18 protein-coding genes are annotated in these 18,449 nt (G+C 45.6%); 16 read left to right on the top strand and 2 right to left on the bottom strand.

Annotated features, from left to right (window positions below):
• Nucleotides 1-53: 53 nt before the first annotated feature.
• From MUB50_RS01895 to MUB50_RS01830, 14 genes are all read left to right on the top strand, one after another.
• The gene (locus tag MUB50_RS01895) at nucleotides 54-560 is read left to right on the top strand and encodes a cob(I)yrinic acid a,c-diamide adenosyltransferase (protein WP_118512677.1); all 507 of its coding nucleotides are present in this window, start codon (nucleotides 54-56) and stop codon (nucleotides 558-560) included.
• A gap of 35 nt (nucleotides 561-595) precedes the next feature.
• On the top strand, nucleotides 596-1,492 hold the full coding sequence (gene dapA, locus MUB50_RS01890) for a 4-hydroxy-tetrahydrodipicolinate synthase (protein WP_118512676.1): 897 nt from the start codon (nucleotides 596-598) through the stop codon (nucleotides 1,490-1,492).
• 35 nt (nucleotides 1,493-1,527) lie between these two features.
• Nucleotides 1,528-2,283 (top strand): 4-hydroxy-tetrahydrodipicolinate reductase, encoded by a 756-nt coding sequence (dapB, locus tag MUB50_RS01885; protein ID WP_118512675.1) that lies wholly within the window; start codon nucleotides 1,528-1,530, stop codon nucleotides 2,281-2,283.
• A 234-nt stretch (nucleotides 2,284-2,517) separates the two neighbouring features.
• Nucleotides 2,518-2,949: a hypothetical protein gene (locus MUB50_RS01880; protein ID WP_244789883.1), complete on the top strand. Its 432-nt coding sequence runs from the start codon at nucleotides 2,518-2,520 to the stop codon at nucleotides 2,947-2,949.
• Nucleotides 2,950-3,029: 80 nt separating this feature from the next.
• Nucleotides 3,030-3,800, top strand: a complete 771-nt coding sequence (hisA, locus tag MUB50_RS01875) for a phosphoribosylformimino-5-aminoimidazole carboxamide ribotide isomerase (protein ID WP_118512673.1) — start codon at nucleotides 3,030-3,032, stop codon at nucleotides 3,798-3,800.
• Nucleotides 3,801-4,047: 247 nt separating this feature from the next.
• On the top strand, nucleotides 4,048-4,575 hold the full coding sequence (hpf, locus tag MUB50_RS01870) for a ribosome hibernation-promoting factor, HPF/YfiA family (protein ID WP_118512672.1): 528 nt from the start codon (nucleotides 4,048-4,050) through the stop codon (nucleotides 4,573-4,575).
• A 332-nt stretch (nucleotides 4,576-4,907) separates the two neighbouring features.
• Complete coding sequence (locus MUB50_RS01865; RefSeq protein WP_244789885.1) at nucleotides 4,908-6,695, top strand: hypothetical protein; 1,788 nt, start codon at nucleotides 4,908-4,910, stop codon at nucleotides 6,693-6,695.
• Between the two features lie 232 nt (nucleotides 6,696-6,927).
• Entirely contained in the window at nucleotides 6,928-9,507 is a 2,580-nt protein-coding gene (secA, locus tag MUB50_RS01860) for a preprotein translocase subunit SecA (RefSeq protein WP_092069768.1), read from the top strand.
• A gap of 154 nt (nucleotides 9,508-9,661) precedes the next feature.
• Nucleotides 9,662-10,495 carry a carbon-nitrogen hydrolase family protein gene (locus MUB50_RS01855; RefSeq protein WP_244789887.1) on the top strand — a complete coding sequence of 278 codons (834 nt, stop codon included), beginning with the start codon at nucleotides 9,662-9,664 and terminating at the stop codon, nucleotides 10,493-10,495.
• Nucleotides 10,496-10,568: 73 nt separating this feature from the next.
• A protein-coding gene (gene prfB, locus MUB50_RS01850; RefSeq protein ID WP_118512668.1) for a peptide chain release factor 2 occupies nucleotides 10,569-11,688 on the top strand; the annotation gives its coding sequence in 2 pieces (ribosomal slippage) (nucleotides 10,569-10,643 and nucleotides 10,645-11,688; 1,119 coding nt in all).
• A 172-nt stretch (nucleotides 11,689-11,860) separates the two neighbouring features.
• Nucleotides 11,861-12,313, top strand: a complete 453-nt coding sequence (locus tag MUB50_RS01845; protein WP_059086691.1) for an ACT domain-containing protein — start codon at nucleotides 11,861-11,863, stop codon at nucleotides 12,311-12,313.
• 4 nt (nucleotides 12,314-12,317) lie between these two features.
• Nucleotides 12,318-13,529 (top strand): homoserine dehydrogenase, encoded by a 1,212-nt coding sequence (locus tag MUB50_RS01840; protein ID WP_021652697.1) that lies wholly within the window; start codon nucleotides 12,318-12,320, stop codon nucleotides 13,527-13,529.
• Between the two features lie 21 nt (nucleotides 13,530-13,550).
• Nucleotides 13,551-14,759, top strand: a complete 1,209-nt coding sequence (locus tag MUB50_RS01835) for an aspartate kinase (RefSeq protein ID WP_118623254.1) — start codon at nucleotides 13,551-13,553, stop codon at nucleotides 14,757-14,759.
• Between the two features lie 102 nt (nucleotides 14,760-14,861).
• Nucleotides 14,862-15,650: a DUF975 family protein gene (locus MUB50_RS01830; RefSeq protein WP_244789889.1), complete on the top strand. Its 789-nt coding sequence runs from the start codon at nucleotides 14,862-14,864 to the stop codon at nucleotides 15,648-15,650.
• A 58-nt stretch (nucleotides 15,651-15,708) separates the two neighbouring features.
• Here the strand turns inward: MUB50_RS01830 and MUB50_RS01825 are convergent, their stop codons facing one another.
• Complete coding sequence (locus tag MUB50_RS01825; RefSeq protein ID WP_118623258.1) at nucleotides 15,709-16,197, bottom strand: Gx transporter family protein; 489 nt, start codon at nucleotides 16,195-16,197, stop codon at nucleotides 15,709-15,711.
• 101 nt (nucleotides 16,198-16,298) lie between these two features.
• Nucleotides 16,299-16,667: a NusG domain II-containing protein gene (locus MUB50_RS01820; protein WP_138277005.1), complete on the bottom strand. Its 369-nt coding sequence runs from the start codon at nucleotides 16,665-16,667 to the stop codon at nucleotides 16,299-16,301.
• Nucleotides 16,668-17,083: 416 nt separating this feature from the next.
• On the opposite strand from MUB50_RS01820, the gene MUB50_RS01815 reads away from it, so the two are divergent.
• The gene (locus MUB50_RS01815) at nucleotides 17,084-17,677 is read left to right on the top strand and encodes an FMN-binding protein (protein WP_244789891.1); all 594 of its coding nucleotides are present in this window, start codon (nucleotides 17,084-17,086) and stop codon (nucleotides 17,675-17,677) included.
• Nucleotides 17,674-18,447, top strand: coding sequence for a 4Fe-4S binding protein (locus MUB50_RS01810; RefSeq protein WP_138277007.1), 774 nt, complete (start codon nucleotides 17,674-17,676; stop codon nucleotides 18,445-18,447). Before MUB50_RS01815 ends, MUB50_RS01810 begins: the two co-directional genes overlap by 4 nt.
• Nucleotides 18,448-18,449: the final 2 nt, after the last annotated feature.

Genomic DNA, 18,449 nt, shown 5'->3' with positions numbered 1-18,449 from the left:
AAAATCATAAAAATGGGGAATTACCGGTTTTACTAACAGTAAGAGGAAAAATCATGGAAAGAGAAATAACAGAGGTTTATTGTGGGAACGGGAAAGGAAAGACAACTCTGGCTGTAGGCCAGGGGCTGCGCTTTGCCGCACAGGGAAGAAGTGTGATCATCATACAGTTCCTCAAAGGCAGGGAACGCAGAGAACTGGATTTCCTTGAGGAACTGGATAATTTTGATTTCAAGATTTTCCGTTTCGAAAAAATGGACACCTGCTATAATGACCTGAGCGAGCAGGAAAAGGCAGAAGAGAGAACCAATATTCTCAATGGCCTTAATTTTGCACGGAAGGTAATTGCTACCAGAGAGTGTGATTTCCTGCTGTTGGATGAGATCCTCGGGCTTATGGATAAAGGAATCGCTCCAGTTGAGACGATCATCGATATGCTTAAGCAGAAGGATGAAAGTATGCATATAATTATGACCGGACGCTGGCTTCCGGATGCTTTGAAGCCCTATGTGGATAGTATTACCACGATAACAACAGAGCTGACTGACCAGGAACGGGAATAAGCAATATTTCACAGAAGAAAGAAGGAGGAAGACAAATGGCAATTTTTAAAGGAACAGGCGTTGCAATCGTAACACCTATGCACGAAGACGGTAAGGTGAATTTTGAGAAACTTGAGGAGATCCTTGAGGATCAGATCGCGAACAGCACAGACGCCATCGTTATCTGTGGAACAACAGGAGAATCTTCTACTCTGACACACGGAGAGCATCTTCAGACAATTAAGTTCACAATTGATAAAGTTAACAAACGTGTGCCTGTTATCGCAGGAACAGGTTCCAATTGTACAGAGACAGCGATCATGATGTCCAAGGAAGCAGCTTCCTATGGCGCAGACGCTCTTCTTATTGTAACACCTTACTATAACAAGGCTACACAGAAGGGTCTTATCGCTCACTACACAGCAATTGCCAATGCAGTTCCGGAAACTCCGCTCATCATGTACAACGTACCGAGCCGTACAGGCTGCAACATCCAGCCGGCTACAGCAGCTTACCTTGCAAAGAATGTAAAGAACATTGTCGGAATCAAGGAAGCAACAGGAGATCTTTCCCAGATCGCCAAAATGATGTCTCTGGCAGACGGACAGCTTGAGCTTTACTCCGGAAATGATGATCAGGTACTTCCGATTCTTTCTCTTGGCGGACTTGGAGTTATCTCCGTGCTTTCCAACGTTGCACCGAAGTTTACACATGACATGGTCATGAAATATTTCGACGGCGACACCAAGGGAGCAACAGAGGATCAGCTGAAAGCTCTTCCACTGATCAATGCACTGTTCAGTGAAGTAAATCCGATTCCTGTTAAGACAGCTATGAATCTTATGGGAATGAACGTAGGACCTCTTCGTATGCCACTCTGTGAGATGGAAGAGGACACAAAGACGGCTCTTGCAAAAGAGATCGAGAAATTCGGCCTTAAGCTTGCTAAATGATCTGACTGTAAGCGAAAGGTAAAGGAGAATATACTATGGTAAAAATCATCATGCACGGCTGCAACGGACATATGGGCCAGGTCATCAGCGACATTGTGGAGAAAGATCCGGATGCTGAGATCGTAGCAGGTATTGATATTGCAGATCAGGGAAAAAACAGCTATCCGGTATTCACCGATATTGACGCATGTCAGGTAGAGGCAGATGCGATCATTGATTTTTCTTCCGCAAAGGCAACAGACAAGCTTCTTGAGTACAGCGCGGCACGCCAGATCCCGGTTGTTCTGTGCAGTACCGGCTTAAGCCAGGAGCAGCTTGCAAAAGTTGAAGAAACATCCCGAAAGGTAGCAGTGCTGAAATCCGCAAACATGTCTCTTGGTATCAACACACTTCTGAAGCTGGTTCAGGACGCAGCCAGGGTTCTTGCAGCTGCAGGCTTTGATATGGAGATTGTAGAGAAACATCACCGCCTGAAATTAGACGCACCGAGTGGTACTGCACTTGCGCTGGCAGACAGCATTAATGAGGCTATGGATAACCAGTATCATTATGTATATGACCGCAGCCAGAAACGTGAAAAACGCGATGATAAGGAGATTGGTATCTCCGCAGTTCGCGGCGGAACTATCGTAGGTGAGCATGAGATAATTTTTGCAGGTCAGGACGAAGTGATCGAGTTCAAGCATACTGCATATTCCAAGGCTATTTTTGGAAAAGGTGCTGTAGAAGCAGCCAAATTCCTTGCCGGCAAACCGGCAGGACGTTATGATATGAGTGACGTGATCGGCTGATCCTGACAGATTGAGCCACAACAGAATAAAATACAGGTAATACAGACGAGGTTCGTGTAAAATCGGACCTCGTTTTTTTTTGATGAAATTGTGGGCGATTTCATTCATGAGCATGCAGTGGAACGAAAAACGAATGTCCGCTCTACACTATTTTTGAAATTTTTCCCAGAATAGGATAGCGGAAAAAGTGCCATATTAGGAATACAGAATTTTTCAGAAAAAGGAGAAGATCATATGAAAAAATGGAAGGCGATTCTTTTTGGTACTTTGCTTACCCTGTCTCTGTGTACATTTACAGCCTGCGGCACAGAGGTAAACAATGCGGATGAAACAGTGGATGAAAAAGATACAAACGAAAATACTGCCGCAGAAGATGAAACCATGGAAGAAAAAGCAGACAATGACGGTGTGAAGGACAATGGAGAGCATACTAAAGATTCCGGCACGGATAACAATGAGATGTCCGATGGAAATATTACCGTGACGCCTGCAGGAAATGAAAATAACGGGACAGCAGCATCCGAAGCTGCGGATGCTGACAGAAACGAAAATGACGGAACGGTATCCGGTGAGCTGGGTGACAGTGTAAAGGACCTTGGAGACGGCGTAGGTAATGCAGTGGATGATATCGGAAACGCAGTGGGAAATGCGGTAGAAGGAAGATAACAGATATTTTACCACAGCATTGCATAAAACTGTTTCAGATGCTATTATCAGTGCATGGAAAGAAAACGGAGGACAGGATTATGAAATTCAGACCATGCATTGATATACATAACGGAAAGGTAAAACAGATCGTAGGAGGAAGCCTGAATGATCAGGGAGATCAGGCGGCAGAAAATTTTGTGTCAGAGCAGGATGCGGCATTCTATGCAGAGCTTTATAAGAAGGCAGGGTTAAAGGGCGGTCATGTGATCCTTCTGAACGGAAAGGATTCTCCGAACTACGAAGCAACGAAAGCCCAGGCACTTCTGGCTCTGGGAAAATATCCCGGAGGGCTTCAGATCGGAGGTGGCATCTGCCCGGAGAATGCGGCAGAATATCTGGAGGCTGGTGCCAGCCACGTGATCGTAACTTCCTATGTGTTTAAAAACGGAGTGATATCCTGGGAAAATCTGGAGGAAATCCGTGATGCAGCAGGGAAAGAACATCTTGTACTTGATCTGAGCTGCCGCAAAAAAGATGGCAAATATTATATTGTCACAGATCGATGGCAGAAGTTTACAGAAGAGATCGTGACATCGGAGCTGATGGAAAGACTCGGAAGCTTCTGCGACGAATTTCTGGTCCATGCAGTGGATGTGGAAGGAAAGGCCCGAGGTGTGGAAACAGAGCTTGCAAAGCTTCTGGGACAGTATGCAGCTCATCCGGTGACCTATGCAGGCGGTGTGGGTTCTATGGCAGATATTGAAGAACTTCGAAAAGCAGGGCAGGGCAGATTGGATGTAACTGTTGGCAGTGCTTTGGATATTTTTGGCGGAAGCATATCCTTTGAAGCTCTGGCAAAAATGAAATAGTATACACAAATAGTGAAGCAGAAGCTTTTGTCCCATCAATCTTCTGGCACTGGTGTACAGACATAAATTTGTAATGAATTAATTAGCTGAAATACTCTAATAGTTGCGCATTCACGACAAAAAAAACATTTTGAAGGAATATATCGAATAAATTTGGAAAAAATTTATGAAATTTTTGAAAAGTGATGTTAAAATTCAATTTAATATGTTATAATAGCAACATAAAACAGCAAAGGGGATGGAAGTCATGAAATTTATTATTAGTGGAAAGAATATAGCAGTAACAGAAGGACTTAAAACAGCTGTTGAGGACAAGCTTGGTAAACTTGAAAGGTATTTCACTCCTGAAACTGAGATTTCAGTAACCTTAAGCGTTGAGAAGGATCGCCAGAAGATCGAGGTAACGATCCCTGTGAAAGGTAGTATTATCCGTTCCGAGCAGGTAAGCAATGATATGTATGTATCCATCGATCTGGTTGAAGAGGTAATTGAGCGTCAGCTTCGTAAATACAAGAACAAGATCGTTGACAAGCAGCAGGAATCCACAAACTTCCAGAAGGCATACCTTGATAAGGATTATGAAGAGGATGAGGAAGTTAAGATCATCCGTACCAAAAAATTCGGGATCAAACCAATGTATCCGGAAGATGCATGCGTACAGATGGAACTTCTCGGACATAATTTCTTCGTATTCTTTAATGCTGAGACAGAGCAGGTTAACGTAGTTTATAAACGTAAAGGAAATACTTACGGACTGATCGAACCAGAGTTCTGATAGGGGATTCTATTATTACAACTGAATATTGAATGGAAGGCTCCGGGAATCTGTGTGAGAAATCGGCAGGTTTCCGGAGTCTTTTATGTCACAACAAAATCAGACTTCTTTTCTGTTGCAAGCAATAGGGGAGAACTATATAATGAAGACATATGCGAAAGGAGGAAGGGGAAATGAAAAAGAAGCTTCCAAATGGCAGTCTACGGATAAGATACAGTCTGTACAGTACAAGTTTCAGTCAGCCTCACTTTCTGAAAAATAATATTGTGTAGAGTGCGAATATCTCCTTGATATAATAAATATGTAACACATGGAGAAAAGGAGGAAGGTAAATGAAGAAAAAAGTTCTGGCGCTTTTTTTAAGTGCCGCGCTTTGTGTGACGGTGCTTCCGGCAACCGGTATGGCTGCAGAGTTTGGCAGCGGTGATGCAGAAATCGTAGAAAATGCTGCTGACAGCCAGGAGATGTTTTCCGCAGAGGAAACTACAGAGCTTATGGGAGAGACCGGGCAGCCTGCAGAAGACAGTGAGGATATTTCTGAGGGAACTGTGGATAACTCTTCCGGTGTAATCATGGAAGATGTGGAAAATACGGAAAATGCGGAGAACAGCGAGGATGCTTTCGGCGAAGCTGAGGAAGGAGTTTCAGAAGAAATCTCCAGTGAGGATGATCCGGAAGTATTATTGACAGAACTGATACCTGAGGAAGCCGGAGACAGTATGGAAGAAGAAACCGCAGAAGCTACGTCAACGTCAGATCCGGAGCTGACGGTGGCACCGGCAGCGGATCCGGAGCCGACAGTGACACCGACAGCGAATCCTGAGCCGACAGAGATCCAGAAACCGACAGTGACACCAACACCGGTGCCCAAAATAAACGTAAAATGGACCGGAGAAAAATGGGTAAGCCGCAGTTCTGTAAACGTGACACTGCAAGTTGATGCAAACGGAGCCTGTTACTACAAAGCTGCAGCGAGAAAAAAGGACGGAACATCTGATGTTCCGAGGATTGATACGGGAAACTCTCGTGTGTTGGTTACTGCAAACAGAAGCTTTGTGATATATCTTAAGAATCTGGATACAGAGAAAGAATTTGATCTGTATCTTAAGATACTGGGTTCAGATGGAAGAACCAGCAGACTGAAAAAATTAAAGCTGAATTACGGGGGGACCCGTCCGAAATATGATGTGACGCCGACACCAACCTATACACCTTTTATACCGGATGTCAAAGAAAGTTTTGTAAGAGGTCTGGATTCTCCGCTGGAATTTACTCCGAATAAATATTATAATTTTACCGTGACCGGCGCGGGAACTACAAATTCAAATCCCGGGCCTGGAGACGTGAAGTGGGTGCCGGTTTACTGGAGTACTTCACCAAATCCAACCGATAACAGGAAGAATACTACATGGCGGATCGGATCTGCCAAAGGAATAAATAAAGCCGCAACTTATAACATGTATATCTTTTTTCAGAAGTATGTTTATCAGAAATCTGCATGGGAAAAGACTGACGAAGTACAGTCAGCCGTATACCAGTTCCGGTCCGCGGCCTTGACAACTGTAAAGCTTACCACTCCCGGGCTATCCGGTACTTCCAACAGCCCTGCCGGCATCATCTTCAAATGGAAAAAAGCTGCAAATGCTTCCGGCTATAAGATATATCGAAGGACCGGAAACAGCAGCAAGTGGGTCAATATCGCTACCATAAGCGGAAGCAATACGCTGGTCTACACAGACGGATCAGTAAAAGCAGGAACCATGTATACCTATACAGTCCGCGCATACAAAGGCTCTGCTTTAAGTGCTTATAACAAAAACGGCAGCAGGATCGTCCGCCTGACAGCTCCGGTGCAGTACAAACCGTCCAGCAAGGCTTCCGGGAAGCTGACTGTCCGCTGGAAAAAAGCAGCTGGCGCTTCCAGCTATCAGATCCAGTATGCGGCATCAAGGTCCATGAGAGGGTCCAGGACAGTGTCTACCAGTGCACTGACCCGAACACTTTCCGGTTTGAAAAAGGGAAGCACCTGCTATGTTCGTATCCGTTCCTGCAAAAAAGTAAACGGAAAGGCATATTATGGTACCTGGAGCAGTGTAAAAAATGCAAAAGTAAGGAAATAAGATCTGTAATATCCCGCGGGGTCCTCGAAAATAGGATCCTATGCGGGATATTTTCTGTTGTTCCTGACATGATTTGTTAAATAATTGTTCATTGTTTTTATAACAGGAAAGTGGTAGAATATATACCATATGTGATCCAGTATAACGGATATCAACAGAGAACTGGAATGATCCCAAATTGGACAGATCAGAGACAGCAGTCTTATTCGAATAAAATGATTGGAGCAGAAACATGAATGTTTTTTCAAAAGTATTTGGAACCCGCAGCCAGCGTGAAGTAAAACGTATCATGCCGCTGGTTGAAAAAACCGAGAGCTATCAGTCTCAGATGCAGCAGCTTACTGATGAGCAGTTACGAGACAAGACAAGAGAATATAAGAAACGTCTTGCAGAAGGTGCAACACTGGATGATCTTCTTCCGGAAGCATTTGCCACCGTACGTGAGGCAGCCAAACGTGTACTTGGAATGGAGCATTACCGGGTACAGATCATCGGTGGTATCATCCTTCACCAGGGCCGTATCGCCGAGATGAAAACAGGTGAAGGTAAAACTCTTGTTTCTACACTTCCTGCATACCTGAATGCCCTTGAGGGAAAAGGTGTCCACATCGTAACCGTCAACGACTACCTGGCAAAACGAGATGCCGAGTGGATGGGTAAGGTTCACGAGTTCCTTGGCCTGACCGTAGGCGTGGTACTTAACGACATGAAGCCGGAAGAGCGCCGTGCAGCATACGGATGTGATATCACATACGTAACAAACAACGAACTTGGATTTGATTATCTTCGTGACAACATGGTCATCTATAAAGAACAGCTTGTTCAGAGAGATCTTCACTACTGTATCATCGATGAGATCGACTCTGTCCTGATCGATGAGGCACGTACACCTCTGATCATTTCCGGACAGAGCGGCAAGTCCACCAAGCTTTATGAAGTGTGCGATATCCTTGCACAGCAGCTGGAGCGTGGTGAGGCCAGCCATGAAATGACCAAGATGGCAGCCATCATGGGTGAGGAGGTTATCGAGACCGGTGACTTCGTCGTAAATGAGAAGGACAAGATCGTCAACCTTACCGAGCAGGGTATCAAGAAGGTTGAGAAATTCTTTAATATCGAGAACCTGGCAGATCCGGAAAACCTGGAAATCCAGCACAACATCATCCTTGCACTTCGTGCACATAATCTGATGCATAAGGATCAGGATTATGTTGTAAAAGATGACGAGATCCTTATCGTTGATGAGTTTACCGGACGTATCATGCCGGGCCGTCGTTACTCCGATGGTCTTCATCAGGCGATCGAGGCGAAAGAGCATGTGAAGGTTAAAAGAGAGAGTAAGACTCTTGCAACCATTACCTTCCAGAACTTTTTCAACAAATATGACAAAAAAGGCGGTATGACAGGTACAGCTCTTACCGAGGAAAAAGAGTTCCGTGATATCTACGGCATGGACGTTGTAGAGATCCCGACCAACCGCGTGGTACAGCGTAAAGACCTTGACGATGCCGTTTACATGACAAAGAAAGAGAAATTCAACGCTGTTGTAGAGGCAGTTAAGGAAGCTCACGCAAAACATCAGCCGGTATTGGTTGGTACGATCACCATCGAGACTTCCGAGCTTCTCAGCAGAATGCTGAAGAGAGAGGGAATCCCGCACAACGTATTGAATGCCAAGTTCCATGAGCTTGAGGCTGAGATCGTAGCTCAGGCAGGACAGGCAGATGCCGTTACCATCGCGACCAACATGGCAGGTCGTGGTACCGATATCAAGCTTGATGATGTGGCAAGAGAGGCCGGCGGTTTGAAGATCATCGGTACCGAGCGTCATGAGTCAAGACGTATCGATAACCAGCTCCGTGGACGTTCCGGACGACAGGGAGATCCGGGTGAATCCCGTTTCTACATTTCCCTTGAGGATGATCTGATGCGTCTGTTCGGTTCCGAGAGATTGATGAAGGTGTTCACATCCCTTGGTGTTGAGGAGAATGAGCAGATTGAGCACAAGATGCTTTCCAATGCCATCGAGAAAGCCCAGGAGAAGATCGAGTTCAACAACTTCGGTATCCGTAAAAATCTTCTCGACTATGACCAGGTTAACAATGAGCAGAGAGAGATCATCTACGAGGAGCGCCGCCAGGTACTTGACGGTGAGAATATGCGTGATGCCATCTACAAGATGATCACAGATATCGTAGACAGCATGACAGACATGTGCTTCTCCGATGATATGGATTCTTCTGAGTGGGATCTTGATGAGTTCAATACTGCGATCACTCCGATCATCCCGATCCACCCGCTGACCGCTGAGAAGGTAAAAGGCCATAAAAAAGACGAGATCAAGCACATTGTGAAGGAAGAGGCTGTGAAGCTTTATGAAGCAAAAGAGGCTGAGTTCCCGGAACCGGAGCAGCTTCGTGAGCTTGAGCGAGTTGTCCTTCTGAAATGCATCGACAGCAAATGGATGGATCATATCGATGATATGGAAATGCTCCGTCAGGGTATCGGTCTGATGGCATATGGCCAGAGAGATCCGGTTGTTGAGTACAAGATGAATGCATTTGAGATGTTTAACAGCATGATCAGCTCCATTCAGGAAGACACTGTACGTATGCTGTATCATGTTCATGTAGAGCAGAAGATCGAGCGTGAGCAGGTTGCTAAGGTAACCGGCACAAACAAAGATGACAGCGCAGGCCCGAAGAAACCGGTTCAGCGAAAAGAAGATAAAGTATACCCGAATGATCCGTGCCCATGCGGAAGCGGCAAGAAATACAAACAGTGCTGCGGACGCAAGGCTGCCAAGATCTGAGAAGGAAGATAGAAATAGTCTCACCCAGAGGATGCGGTGGGGCTATTTTTTCTGGAATTTCTGTTACACAGGAACAGAGTACAGCGAATATTAATCATCCTGCGTCAATATAGCAGATACTTAATTTTCGTTGTAAGAGAAGGGATAGGATAATATGGCAATTATAAAAACTGCAATTCTTCAGACACATGTACATGCTGATAAATTTCGCAACATCACCCAGGCGGCAGAACTTCTTGCCAGCCCGGAGCTTCAGGGGATCGATCTGGCAGTCCTGCCCGAAATGTTCTGCTGTCCCTACGAAAATAAATACTTTCCGGAATATGCCGAAACTGAGGGCGGAGATACCTGGGAAAAATGTTCTCGACTGGCGGCAGAACACAGGCTTTATCTCATAGCCGGAAGCATGCCGGAGAGAGATGAAGCCGGCCATATTTATAACACTTCTTATGTCTTTGACAAAAATGGTCATCAGATCGGTAAGCACCGGAAGATGCATCTTTTTGACATTGACGTAAAAGGTGGTCAGTATTTTAAGGAATCCGATACTCTGACACCAGGAGACCAGGTGACGGTTTTTGACACAGAATTTGGAAAGATGGGCCTTTGCATCTGCTACGACTTTCGTTTTCCGGAACTTGCCAGGCTGATGGTGGACAAAGGAGCTCAGGTGATCATCGTGCCGGCTGCTTTTAACATGACAACAGGGCCCCTCCACTGGGAGCTGATGTTCCGCCAGAGAGCCGTGGACAACCAGGTGTACACCATCGGAGCGGCACCCGCCAGAGACCTGAACGCCGGATATCATTCCTGGGCCCATTCCATTGCCGTAGATCCTTGGGGAAAAGTCTTCATGGAGATGGATGAGAAGCCGGATGTGAAGGTTGTGGAACTGGAACTGGACGAGGTAAAAAAAGTCCGGGAGCAGCTGCCGCTTCTGAAGCACAGGAGAGGGGATATTTACGCCCTGACCACGTTTTCGTTGTAATTTTTATGCCCATATGGTATTGTATAAGACAGGCAGGAAATCCTGCATCAATATATAGAAAGAAGGTGAAGCTGTGGTTGAGTTAGATCAGTTCAAGAGTATTCTTGCAACATACACAGAGCCATTAGTGGAAGTGAGGGATTCACTTTGACCTCGCTAACAAAGAGCAGAAGGTCGAAGAATTAGAGCGCGAGATGGAAGCGCCTGATTTCTGGGATAATGCGGAAGCATCCCAGATGAAGATGAAACAGTTAAAGAGTCTCAAGGACGATATTGAGACATACCATAATCTGGAAACGCAGATGGAAGATATGGAAACCATGATCGAGATGGGGTACGAGGAGAATGATCCTGAGATCGTCCCTGAGATCCAGGAAATGCTGGACGAGTTCCAGGCAAGCTTTGACAGCATCCGTGTGAAGACACTTCTTTCCGGAGAGTACGACGGAGAGAATGCCATCATCAAGCTGAACGCAGGAGCCGGCGGTACAGAAGCCTGCGACTGGTGCGGAATGCTTTACCGTATGTACAGCAGATGGGCGGAGAAGAAAGGCTTTGCGCTGGAAGTCCTGGATTACCTTGACGGTGATGAGGCCGGTGTGAAATCTGTAACCTTCCAGGTGAACGGAGAGAACGCCTACGGTTATCTGAAATCCGAGAAGGGTGTTCATCGTCTTGTACGTATTTCCCCGTTTAATGCAGCAGGAAAGAGACAGACCTCTTTTGTATCCTGCGATGTTATGCCGGATATCAAGAAGGACCTGGACGTAGAGATCAATGATGACGATATCCGTATCGATACCTACCGAAGCAGTGGTGCCGGCGGACAGCATATCAACAAGACCTCCTCTGCGATCCGTATCACCCATTTTCCGACAGGAATCGTGGTACAGTGCCAGAATGAACGTTCTCAGCACATGAACAAGGATAAGGCTATGCAGATGCTGAAGGCCAAGCTGTATATGCTGAAACAGCAGGAAGCTGAGGAGAAGCTTTCCGGCATTCGAGGCGAAGTGACAGATATCGGCTGGGGAAACCAGATCCGTTCCTATGTCCTGCAGCCATACACCATGGTAAAAGACCATAGAACCAATGAAGAAACCGGTAATGTTGACGCAGTTCTGGACGGCGGTATTGACATTTTTATCAATGCATACCTGAAATGGATCGCGCTGGCGAAAAAGAAAGAATAACATTACTGTCACGGAACCCCATAAAGACAGAGAAAAGGACTCCGCAGGCAAAAAAAGCGCTTGTGGAGTTTCTTTTATTATGATAATATATCTCTTGTACAAAAACAGTTGTCTTTATGAAACGGACAGGGGGCTGCTGGCCACAGTGTGAACAGCAGTCAGAGAGGTTACTATGCAGAAACAGGTTGAAAAGAAAAAATACTATGTAGTAAGAGAACGGGCAGTGCCGGAAGTACTTCTCAAGGTGGTTGAGGCCAAGAGACTGCTGGAATCCAAACGGGTGGCTACTGTTCAGGAAGCTGCTGAAAGGACCGGGATCAGCCGCAGTTCTTTTTACAAATATAAGGACGATATTTTTCCTTTCCACGAGGAGACCAAGGGAAAGACCATCACCTTTATCATTCAGATGGACGATGAGCCGGGGCTTTTATCAATGGTGCTGCAGACGATTGCCCGTTTTCACGGTAATATCCTGACCATACATCAGAGTATTCCAATTAACGGAGTCGCAACACTGACGCTGAGCGTTGACATCCTTCCGGGAGAAGGCGACGCAGAGGCTATGGTGGAGGATATTGAGCAGAGAGACGGTATACACTATTTGAAAATTTTAGGCAGGGAGTAAGCATATGATAAACATAGCAGTATTAGGCTACGGTACAGTAGGAAGCGGAGTTGTTGAAGTCATCAACACCAATCATGAGAGCATTAACAAGAGAGCCGGAGATGAGATCAACATCAAATACGTTCTTGACTTAAGAGATTTCCCGGGAGATCCGGTTGAGAAAGTTCTGGTTCATGATTATGAAGTGATCGTAAACGATCCGGAGGTAGATATTGTTGTTGAAGTTATGGGCGGGATCGAGCCGGCTTATACTTTTGTAAAAAGAGCGCTTCAGGCAGGAAAGAGCGTAAGCACATCCAATAAGGCCCTGGTAGCCAAGCATGGTTCCGAGCTCATGGAGATCGCAAAAGAAAAAAATATCAACTTCCTTTTCGAGGCAAGCTGCGGCGGTGGTATCCCGATCATCCGTGCACTGAATTCTTCATTGACAGCAGATGAGATCGATGAGATCACAGGAATCCTTAACGGAACCACCAACTATATGCTTTACAAGATGAGCACAGAGAACTGTGATTTTGATACGGTTCTGAAGGAAGCCCAGGCAAAGGGCTATGCAGAGGCAGATCCGACTGCAGACGTAGGAGGTGCTGACGCATGCCGTAAGATCGCCATCCTTTCTTCACTTGCATACGGAAAATTCCTGAATTACGAGGATATTTATACAGAAGGAATCACAAAGATCACACCGGCAGACATGGAATATGCAAAAGAGCTTGGCATGACCATCAAGCTTCTTGCCACAAGCCGCAGGATCGGAGATTCTTTCTATGCAATGGTAGCGCCGTTCCTGGTAGGCCAGAGCAGCCCGCTTTACAGTGTAAATGATGTGTTTAATGCAGTATTTGTGCACGGAAACGTTCTTGGAGATGCCATGTTCTACGGAAGCGGAGCAGGTAAGCTTCCGACTGCAAGTGCAGTAGTTGCAGATGTTGTGGATGAAGCAAAGCATCTCCACAGAAATATTATGACAAACTGGAGCAGCTATGCCCTGAAGCTTATGGATATGGATGAAGTTGAGGGACGTTTCTTCGTACGTGTGTCTGATACTACTATGGATGAAGTGGAAAAAGCTTTTGGTGATGTACAGACCATTGAGCCGGATGACCTTCCGGACGAATTCGGATTTATCACACCGGTGATGAAGCAGGCTGAATATTATGAGAAGATCAGCAAGCTTACCGGAAAAGTACTGGCAATGATCCGTGTAAAGGATTGATGCCGAAGGGAAGAAAAGAACATGTTGATCGTAAAAAAATTTGGCGGTACTTCTGTGGCAAACAAAGAGCGTATCTTTAACGTTGCCAGAAGATGTATCGAAGATTACAAAAAAGGAAACGACGTGGTGGTCGTGCTTTCTGCAATGGGTAAGTATACCGATGAGCTGATCACCATGGCAAAAGATATCAATGACAAACCTCCGAAACGTGAGATGGATATGCTTTTTACCATCGGAGAGCAGATGTCAGTGGCACTGATGTCCATGGCTATGGACAGTCTGGGAGTACCGGCTGTTTCCCTGAACGCCTTTCAGGTGGCTATGCACACAACAAGTGCACACGGTAGCGCACGCCTGAAAAAGATCGATGCGGCACGTATCCGCAGAGAGCTGGATAACCGCAGGATCGTTGTGGTCACAGGCTTCCAGGGCATTGATAAATATAATGACTATACCACACTTGGACGTGGCGGTTCTGATACCACAGCCGTAGCTATTGCAGCAGCACTTCATGCAGATGCTTGTGAGATCTATACCGATGTGGACGGTGTTTATACCGCAGACCCGCGTAAGGTTTCGAATGCCCGCAAGCTCAAGGAGATCACTTACGATGAGATGCTTGATCTGGCAACTTTGGGTGCGGGAGTGCTTCATAACCGTTCTGTGGAGATGGCAAAGAAATACGGCGTGCCGCTGGTGGTACGTTCTAGTCTCAACAACAGCGAAGGAACCGTGGTAAAGGAGGAAGTAACAGTGGAGAGAATGCTGATCAGCGGTGTTGCTCTGGATACAGATGCAGTACGTATTGCTGTGATCGGACTTAAAGATTCACCAGGAGTGGCATTTAAGCTTTTTGATACCCTGGCTAAGAAAAATATCAATGTGGATATGATCCTTCAGTCTATCGGCCGTGCCGGAACCAAGGATATTTCCTTTACCGTTGATAAAAATGATCTGGACGATGCAATGGATGTTCTGGAAGCTAACCAGGCACGCATCGCCTATTCTGAGCTTCATGCGGAGAAAAACATTGCCAAGCTTTCTATTGTAGGAGCAGGCATGATGAGCAATCCGGGTGTTGCTGCAAAAATGTTCGAGAGCCTTTACAATGAGGGTGTGAACATCAATATGATCGCAACATCTGAGATCCGTGTGACGGTTCTCATTAACGAGAAAGATGGCGTACGTGCCATGAATGCGGTACATGATGCGTTTAATCTTGCAGACTAAACAAACAAATTTGAAATATAAAAACATGATATATTTGAAGTAAAATGACGAGGCGGAGGCTTGGAGGAGTCTTCGCCTTCTATAACGAAGGGATACAGAATTATGAGAAAAAATCTGAAGGGCTGTAAGAAGCTGGCAGGGGAAACTCTGGCCGGTAATTTTACTGTCCCTGTGATCGGGAGCATTGCAGTTGCGGCGATGAGCGCAATTTCAAGCTATATTTCCACAGCACTTTTTCCGGGAGATTCCCTGTATGCGATCATTGGAGGAGAGGTATTCAGTTTTATCCTTTCTCTGGTGATTTGTGTTTTTTCCGCAGGACTTTACCGGATCTACCTGAATATTTCCAGAAGGGAAGCCTACTCTTTCGGAGATCTTCTGTACTTTTTCAGCCATCAGCCGGATCATGTGATCGTGGCATCCTTTGTGCTGGCATTGATCAATCTGGTGACATCACTTCCATTGGTGTGGTTTTCTTTTACAAGCAATATGGGAAATACAACGAAGGAGCAGATGAATTGGGCAGTAACTTACATGCTGCTCACACTTCTCGGGTTCGCGCTGAACCTGCTGGCAGCTATGCCGTTCACCATGAGCTATTACATCCTGTCCGATAATTCGGACATAAAAGGAGTACAGGCACTGAAAGCCAGTGCGAAGCTTATGAAAGGACATTACTGGGAATATATGAAAATGCTCTTAAGTTTTGTTCCGTGGATCATTTTTTCCATATTTACATTGTATCTGGCACTGATCTGGCTGGTGCCTTATATAGAAACCTGTATGGCAGTTTTCTATCGGAATATTTCCGGAGAGTTCGACGAGCCACCGGCGGAGCCGTATCCTCCGGTGACTCCGATTCCACAGTTCCACGATGAAACAGAAGCCTGATCGTCTTTCCGGGCACGCAGTTGTTGCAGGCTGTGGAAGAAATTAAAACCTACATCCATTATAGATTCAAAGGAAGTCGTCCCACAACTTCCTTTGTCAACACTCCTATGAGAATACCTGCCAGGACACCTGCCACCAGCAGTGCCGGTGCATAAATCATCAAACTCGTATTGCTCACCACGATCATGGCAACGATCAGCTGACCGATATTATGTGTGACACCACCGGCCACACTGATACCGATCAGACTGAAGCAGGAATGTTTTTTCAAAAGATCCATCACAGTCAGGCTAAGCGCAGCGCCAGCCAGACTATACAAAATACTGAACAGATTTCCAAACATAAATCCGATCACCAGGATTCTGACAACGGACACGAGAGCCGCTTCTTTAAAGGAATATCGGTTCAGTATAAAAAGCACCGCCAGGTTTGCAAGTCCGAGTTTGATACCCGGAATCCCTGTAAATACAGGGATCAGAGACTCCACATATCCAAAAATGATTGCTACTGCGGCAAATAATCCGAGATAAGCTGTTTTTCGTTTCATAAATAAATCCTTTCATTTGTTGCAGGAATATCACAGACAGAATACCATCTGTCAGAGAAAACTGTACGGAGAATATACATTACGCATATTCTCCGGAAATTTTATGTCACCGCATCAATTTTCGGGGAACTCTCCGAATCCTCTGCAGTATTTTCCCCTTCTATCACAACCTTATTAGGAAGGCAGATGATGGAACCGCCGTGCTCGTCCACAGCCTTCTGTTTCATACAGTAATGATCCGGGCAAGTTGCTTCGATCATGGTAACTTTTCCATCTTTGATCTCGCAGACATTGGTGTCTCCGATGTGTATGATCTGGTCCTGGGAAAGAGAATAGGTTCCGAACTCTTTTCCGTCAACGGTAATACGGATCATATTATGGGACCGTTTCCCCGCAATCTGAAAACCAAGCCAGAGAACCCCTGCTAGAATCAGGATCCCGGCAATAAAAATCATTTCTTTTTTCTTCAAAACAAATCTCCATTTCTGTTACAGATTCAAAAAAATCATATCATAATCGAAATTAAAAGGCAAACATAAGTTAATGATATCTAACCATAATTCATACAGCTGTTCCAAACGGAAAGGGAGGAGTGGCGAAAAAATTCACATTATAAAAAGTTAAAAACTACTAACAAAAATGTAGACAAGAAAAAAATCAGATGATATAATACTTGACTGTAAGTTAGCAACATCTAATTTTATAAAAATGATTAATCTAAACTAATTTATGGATATGGATAAAAATTACATAATTTATCCAAAAGACAGTTATACGCAGATTGCAGGACTGGATCGAGAGCATCTGACGCAGCAATATATGTTCGTATAGCCTGAGTCTGATGCAGCAATTTACGGAATTGTTATAAATACAAGGGAGAAAAGAGATGAAAAACCAGAATTTTTACATGAGAGTGATCTCATTGCTGTTAGTGGTTCTTGCCGTGCTTTTTTATAACAGCAGCATGAAAGCCCAGGCAAATGAAAAAGAGATCGCGGCTCTGACAGATAAGGTAGATACACTTCAGGAGCAGCAGAATGAACTTCTCAGCGCGCTGGAGACAAGCTACGCAAACCGTGTGAAGAACCAGAGTACTGCAGCAGAAACCGAGGCATCCAGCAGCGACAGCACAGACAACGAATCTGCGGACAGCTCCGGTTCAGGCAGTACAGCGGACAGTGGCGAGGCAGACAGCAGCAGAGATAATGTCTATAAAGACGGAACCTATACAGGAGAAGCACAGGGTTACGGTGGAACGATTCAGGTTGAGGTGACGCTTTCCGGTGATGAGATCACATCCATTAATGTGACAAGCGCTCCCGGTGAGGACAGCGCGTATCTTTCTCAGGCAGAAAGCGTGATCGATTCTATTATCAGTGCCCAGAGTACAGATGTGGACACCGTATCAGGAGCAACTTTTAGTTCCACAGGAATTCTGAATGCGGTTGATGAAGCTCTTGGAAAGGCGGAAAATTCATGAAAAAGAGACAGAGGGAAGTAAGGCTGATGCGTGCGGGGATACAGTTAGCGTTCTTTATTGCGGCACCTTCTCTGTTCTCTACAGCTTTTGCGGGAATCAAATCAATCTTTCTTGCCATTGGATCCGGACAGGCGGTGGAGTGGAATTCTTTTTTGACCGTGACGGCCGTTCTTCTGATCTTCACCTGCTTTTTCGGAAGACATTTCTGTGGATATGCGTGTGCGTTCGGATCTTTCGGTGATGCCGTGTACGAAGGCTTTTCCTGGATCTGGACGAAATGTTTTCATAAAAAAAAGAAACCAGCCCTTTCTGAAAAGCTGGTCCACAGACTTCAGAAAGTCAAATATATCGTACTGGCCCTGATCCTGCTTTCCTGCATCACAGGTGTATACGGAAAGCTCACAGGAACCAGCCCGTGGGATGTTTTTTCCATGATCACAGCTGGACGGCTTCCAAACAGTAAATACTTGGTAGGGATCATCCTGCTGATCCTGATCATGATCGGAATGTGCACCCAGGAGCGCTTTTTCTGCCAGTTTCTCTGCCCGATGGGAGCGGTGTTTGCGCTGATGCCGATTTTGCCGGGAGCCTTATTCCGGAGAAATCGTGAGAAATGCCCGCCGAAATGCGGACTTTGTAAAAAGAGATGTCCGGCGCATCTGGATATTGACGGTGATACGGCGATGTCAGGGGAATGTCTTTGCTGCCATGCCTGTGCGGCGACATGCCCGCGGAAAAATATTCACATTGGAACAACTGAGGAAAAATAATC

The organism is Blautia sp. NSJ-140 (assembly GCF_022868965.1).
Classification (GTDB): Bacteria; Bacillota; Clostridia; order Lachnospirales; family Lachnospiraceae; genus Blautia_A.
Note: the sequence above shows the minus strand (reverse complement) of the source record. Positions and strands in the feature narration are given on the sequence as shown.

Excerpts from the sequence above, each read along its gene's own strand:
- MUB50_RS01895 (WP_118512677.1), top strand. The coding sequence starts at position 54 with ATGGAAAGAGAAATAACAGAGGTTTATTGTGGGAACGGGAAAGGAAAG.
- dapA (WP_118512676.1), top strand. The coding sequence starts at position 596 with ATGGCAATTTTTAAAGGAACAGGCGTTGCAATCGTAACACCTATGCAC.
- dapB (WP_118512675.1), top strand. The coding sequence starts at position 1,528 with ATGGTAAAAATCATCATGCACGGCTGCAACGGACATATGGGCCAGGTC.
- MUB50_RS01880 (WP_244789883.1), top strand. The coding sequence starts at position 2,518 with ATGAAAAAATGGAAGGCGATTCTTTTTGGTACTTTGCTTACCCTGTCT.
- hisA (WP_118512673.1), top strand. The coding sequence starts at position 3,030 with ATGAAATTCAGACCATGCATTGATATACATAACGGAAAGGTAAAACAG.
- hpf (WP_118512672.1), top strand. The coding sequence starts at position 4,048 with ATGAAATTTATTATTAGTGGAAAGAATATAGCAGTAACAGAAGGACTT.
- MUB50_RS01865 (WP_244789885.1), top strand. The coding sequence starts at position 4,908 with ATGAAGAAAAAAGTTCTGGCGCTTTTTTTAAGTGCCGCGCTTTGTGTG.
- secA (WP_092069768.1), top strand. The coding sequence starts at position 6,928 with ATGAATGTTTTTTCAAAAGTATTTGGAACCCGCAGCCAGCGTGAAGTA.
- MUB50_RS01855 (WP_244789887.1), top strand. The coding sequence starts at position 9,662 with ATGGCAATTATAAAAACTGCAATTCTTCAGACACATGTACATGCTGAT.
- MUB50_RS01845 (WP_059086691.1), top strand. The coding sequence starts at position 11,861 with ATGCAGAAACAGGTTGAAAAGAAAAAATACTATGTAGTAAGAGAACGG.
- MUB50_RS01840 (WP_021652697.1), top strand. The coding sequence starts at position 12,318 with ATGATAAACATAGCAGTATTAGGCTACGGTACAGTAGGAAGCGGAGTT.
- MUB50_RS01835 (WP_118623254.1), top strand. The coding sequence starts at position 13,551 with ATGTTGATCGTAAAAAAATTTGGCGGTACTTCTGTGGCAAACAAAGAG.
- MUB50_RS01830 (WP_244789889.1), top strand. The coding sequence starts at position 14,862 with ATGAGAAAAAATCTGAAGGGCTGTAAGAAGCTGGCAGGGGAAACTCTG.
- MUB50_RS01825 (WP_118623258.1), bottom strand. The coding sequence starts at position 16,197 with ATGAAACGAAAAACAGCTTATCTCGGATTATTTGCCGCAGTAGCAATC.
- MUB50_RS01815 (WP_244789891.1), top strand. The coding sequence starts at position 17,084 with ATGAAAAACCAGAATTTTTACATGAGAGTGATCTCATTGCTGTTAGTG.
- MUB50_RS01810 (WP_138277007.1), top strand. The coding sequence starts at position 17,674 with ATGAAAAAGAGACAGAGGGAAGTAAGGCTGATGCGTGCGGGGATACAG.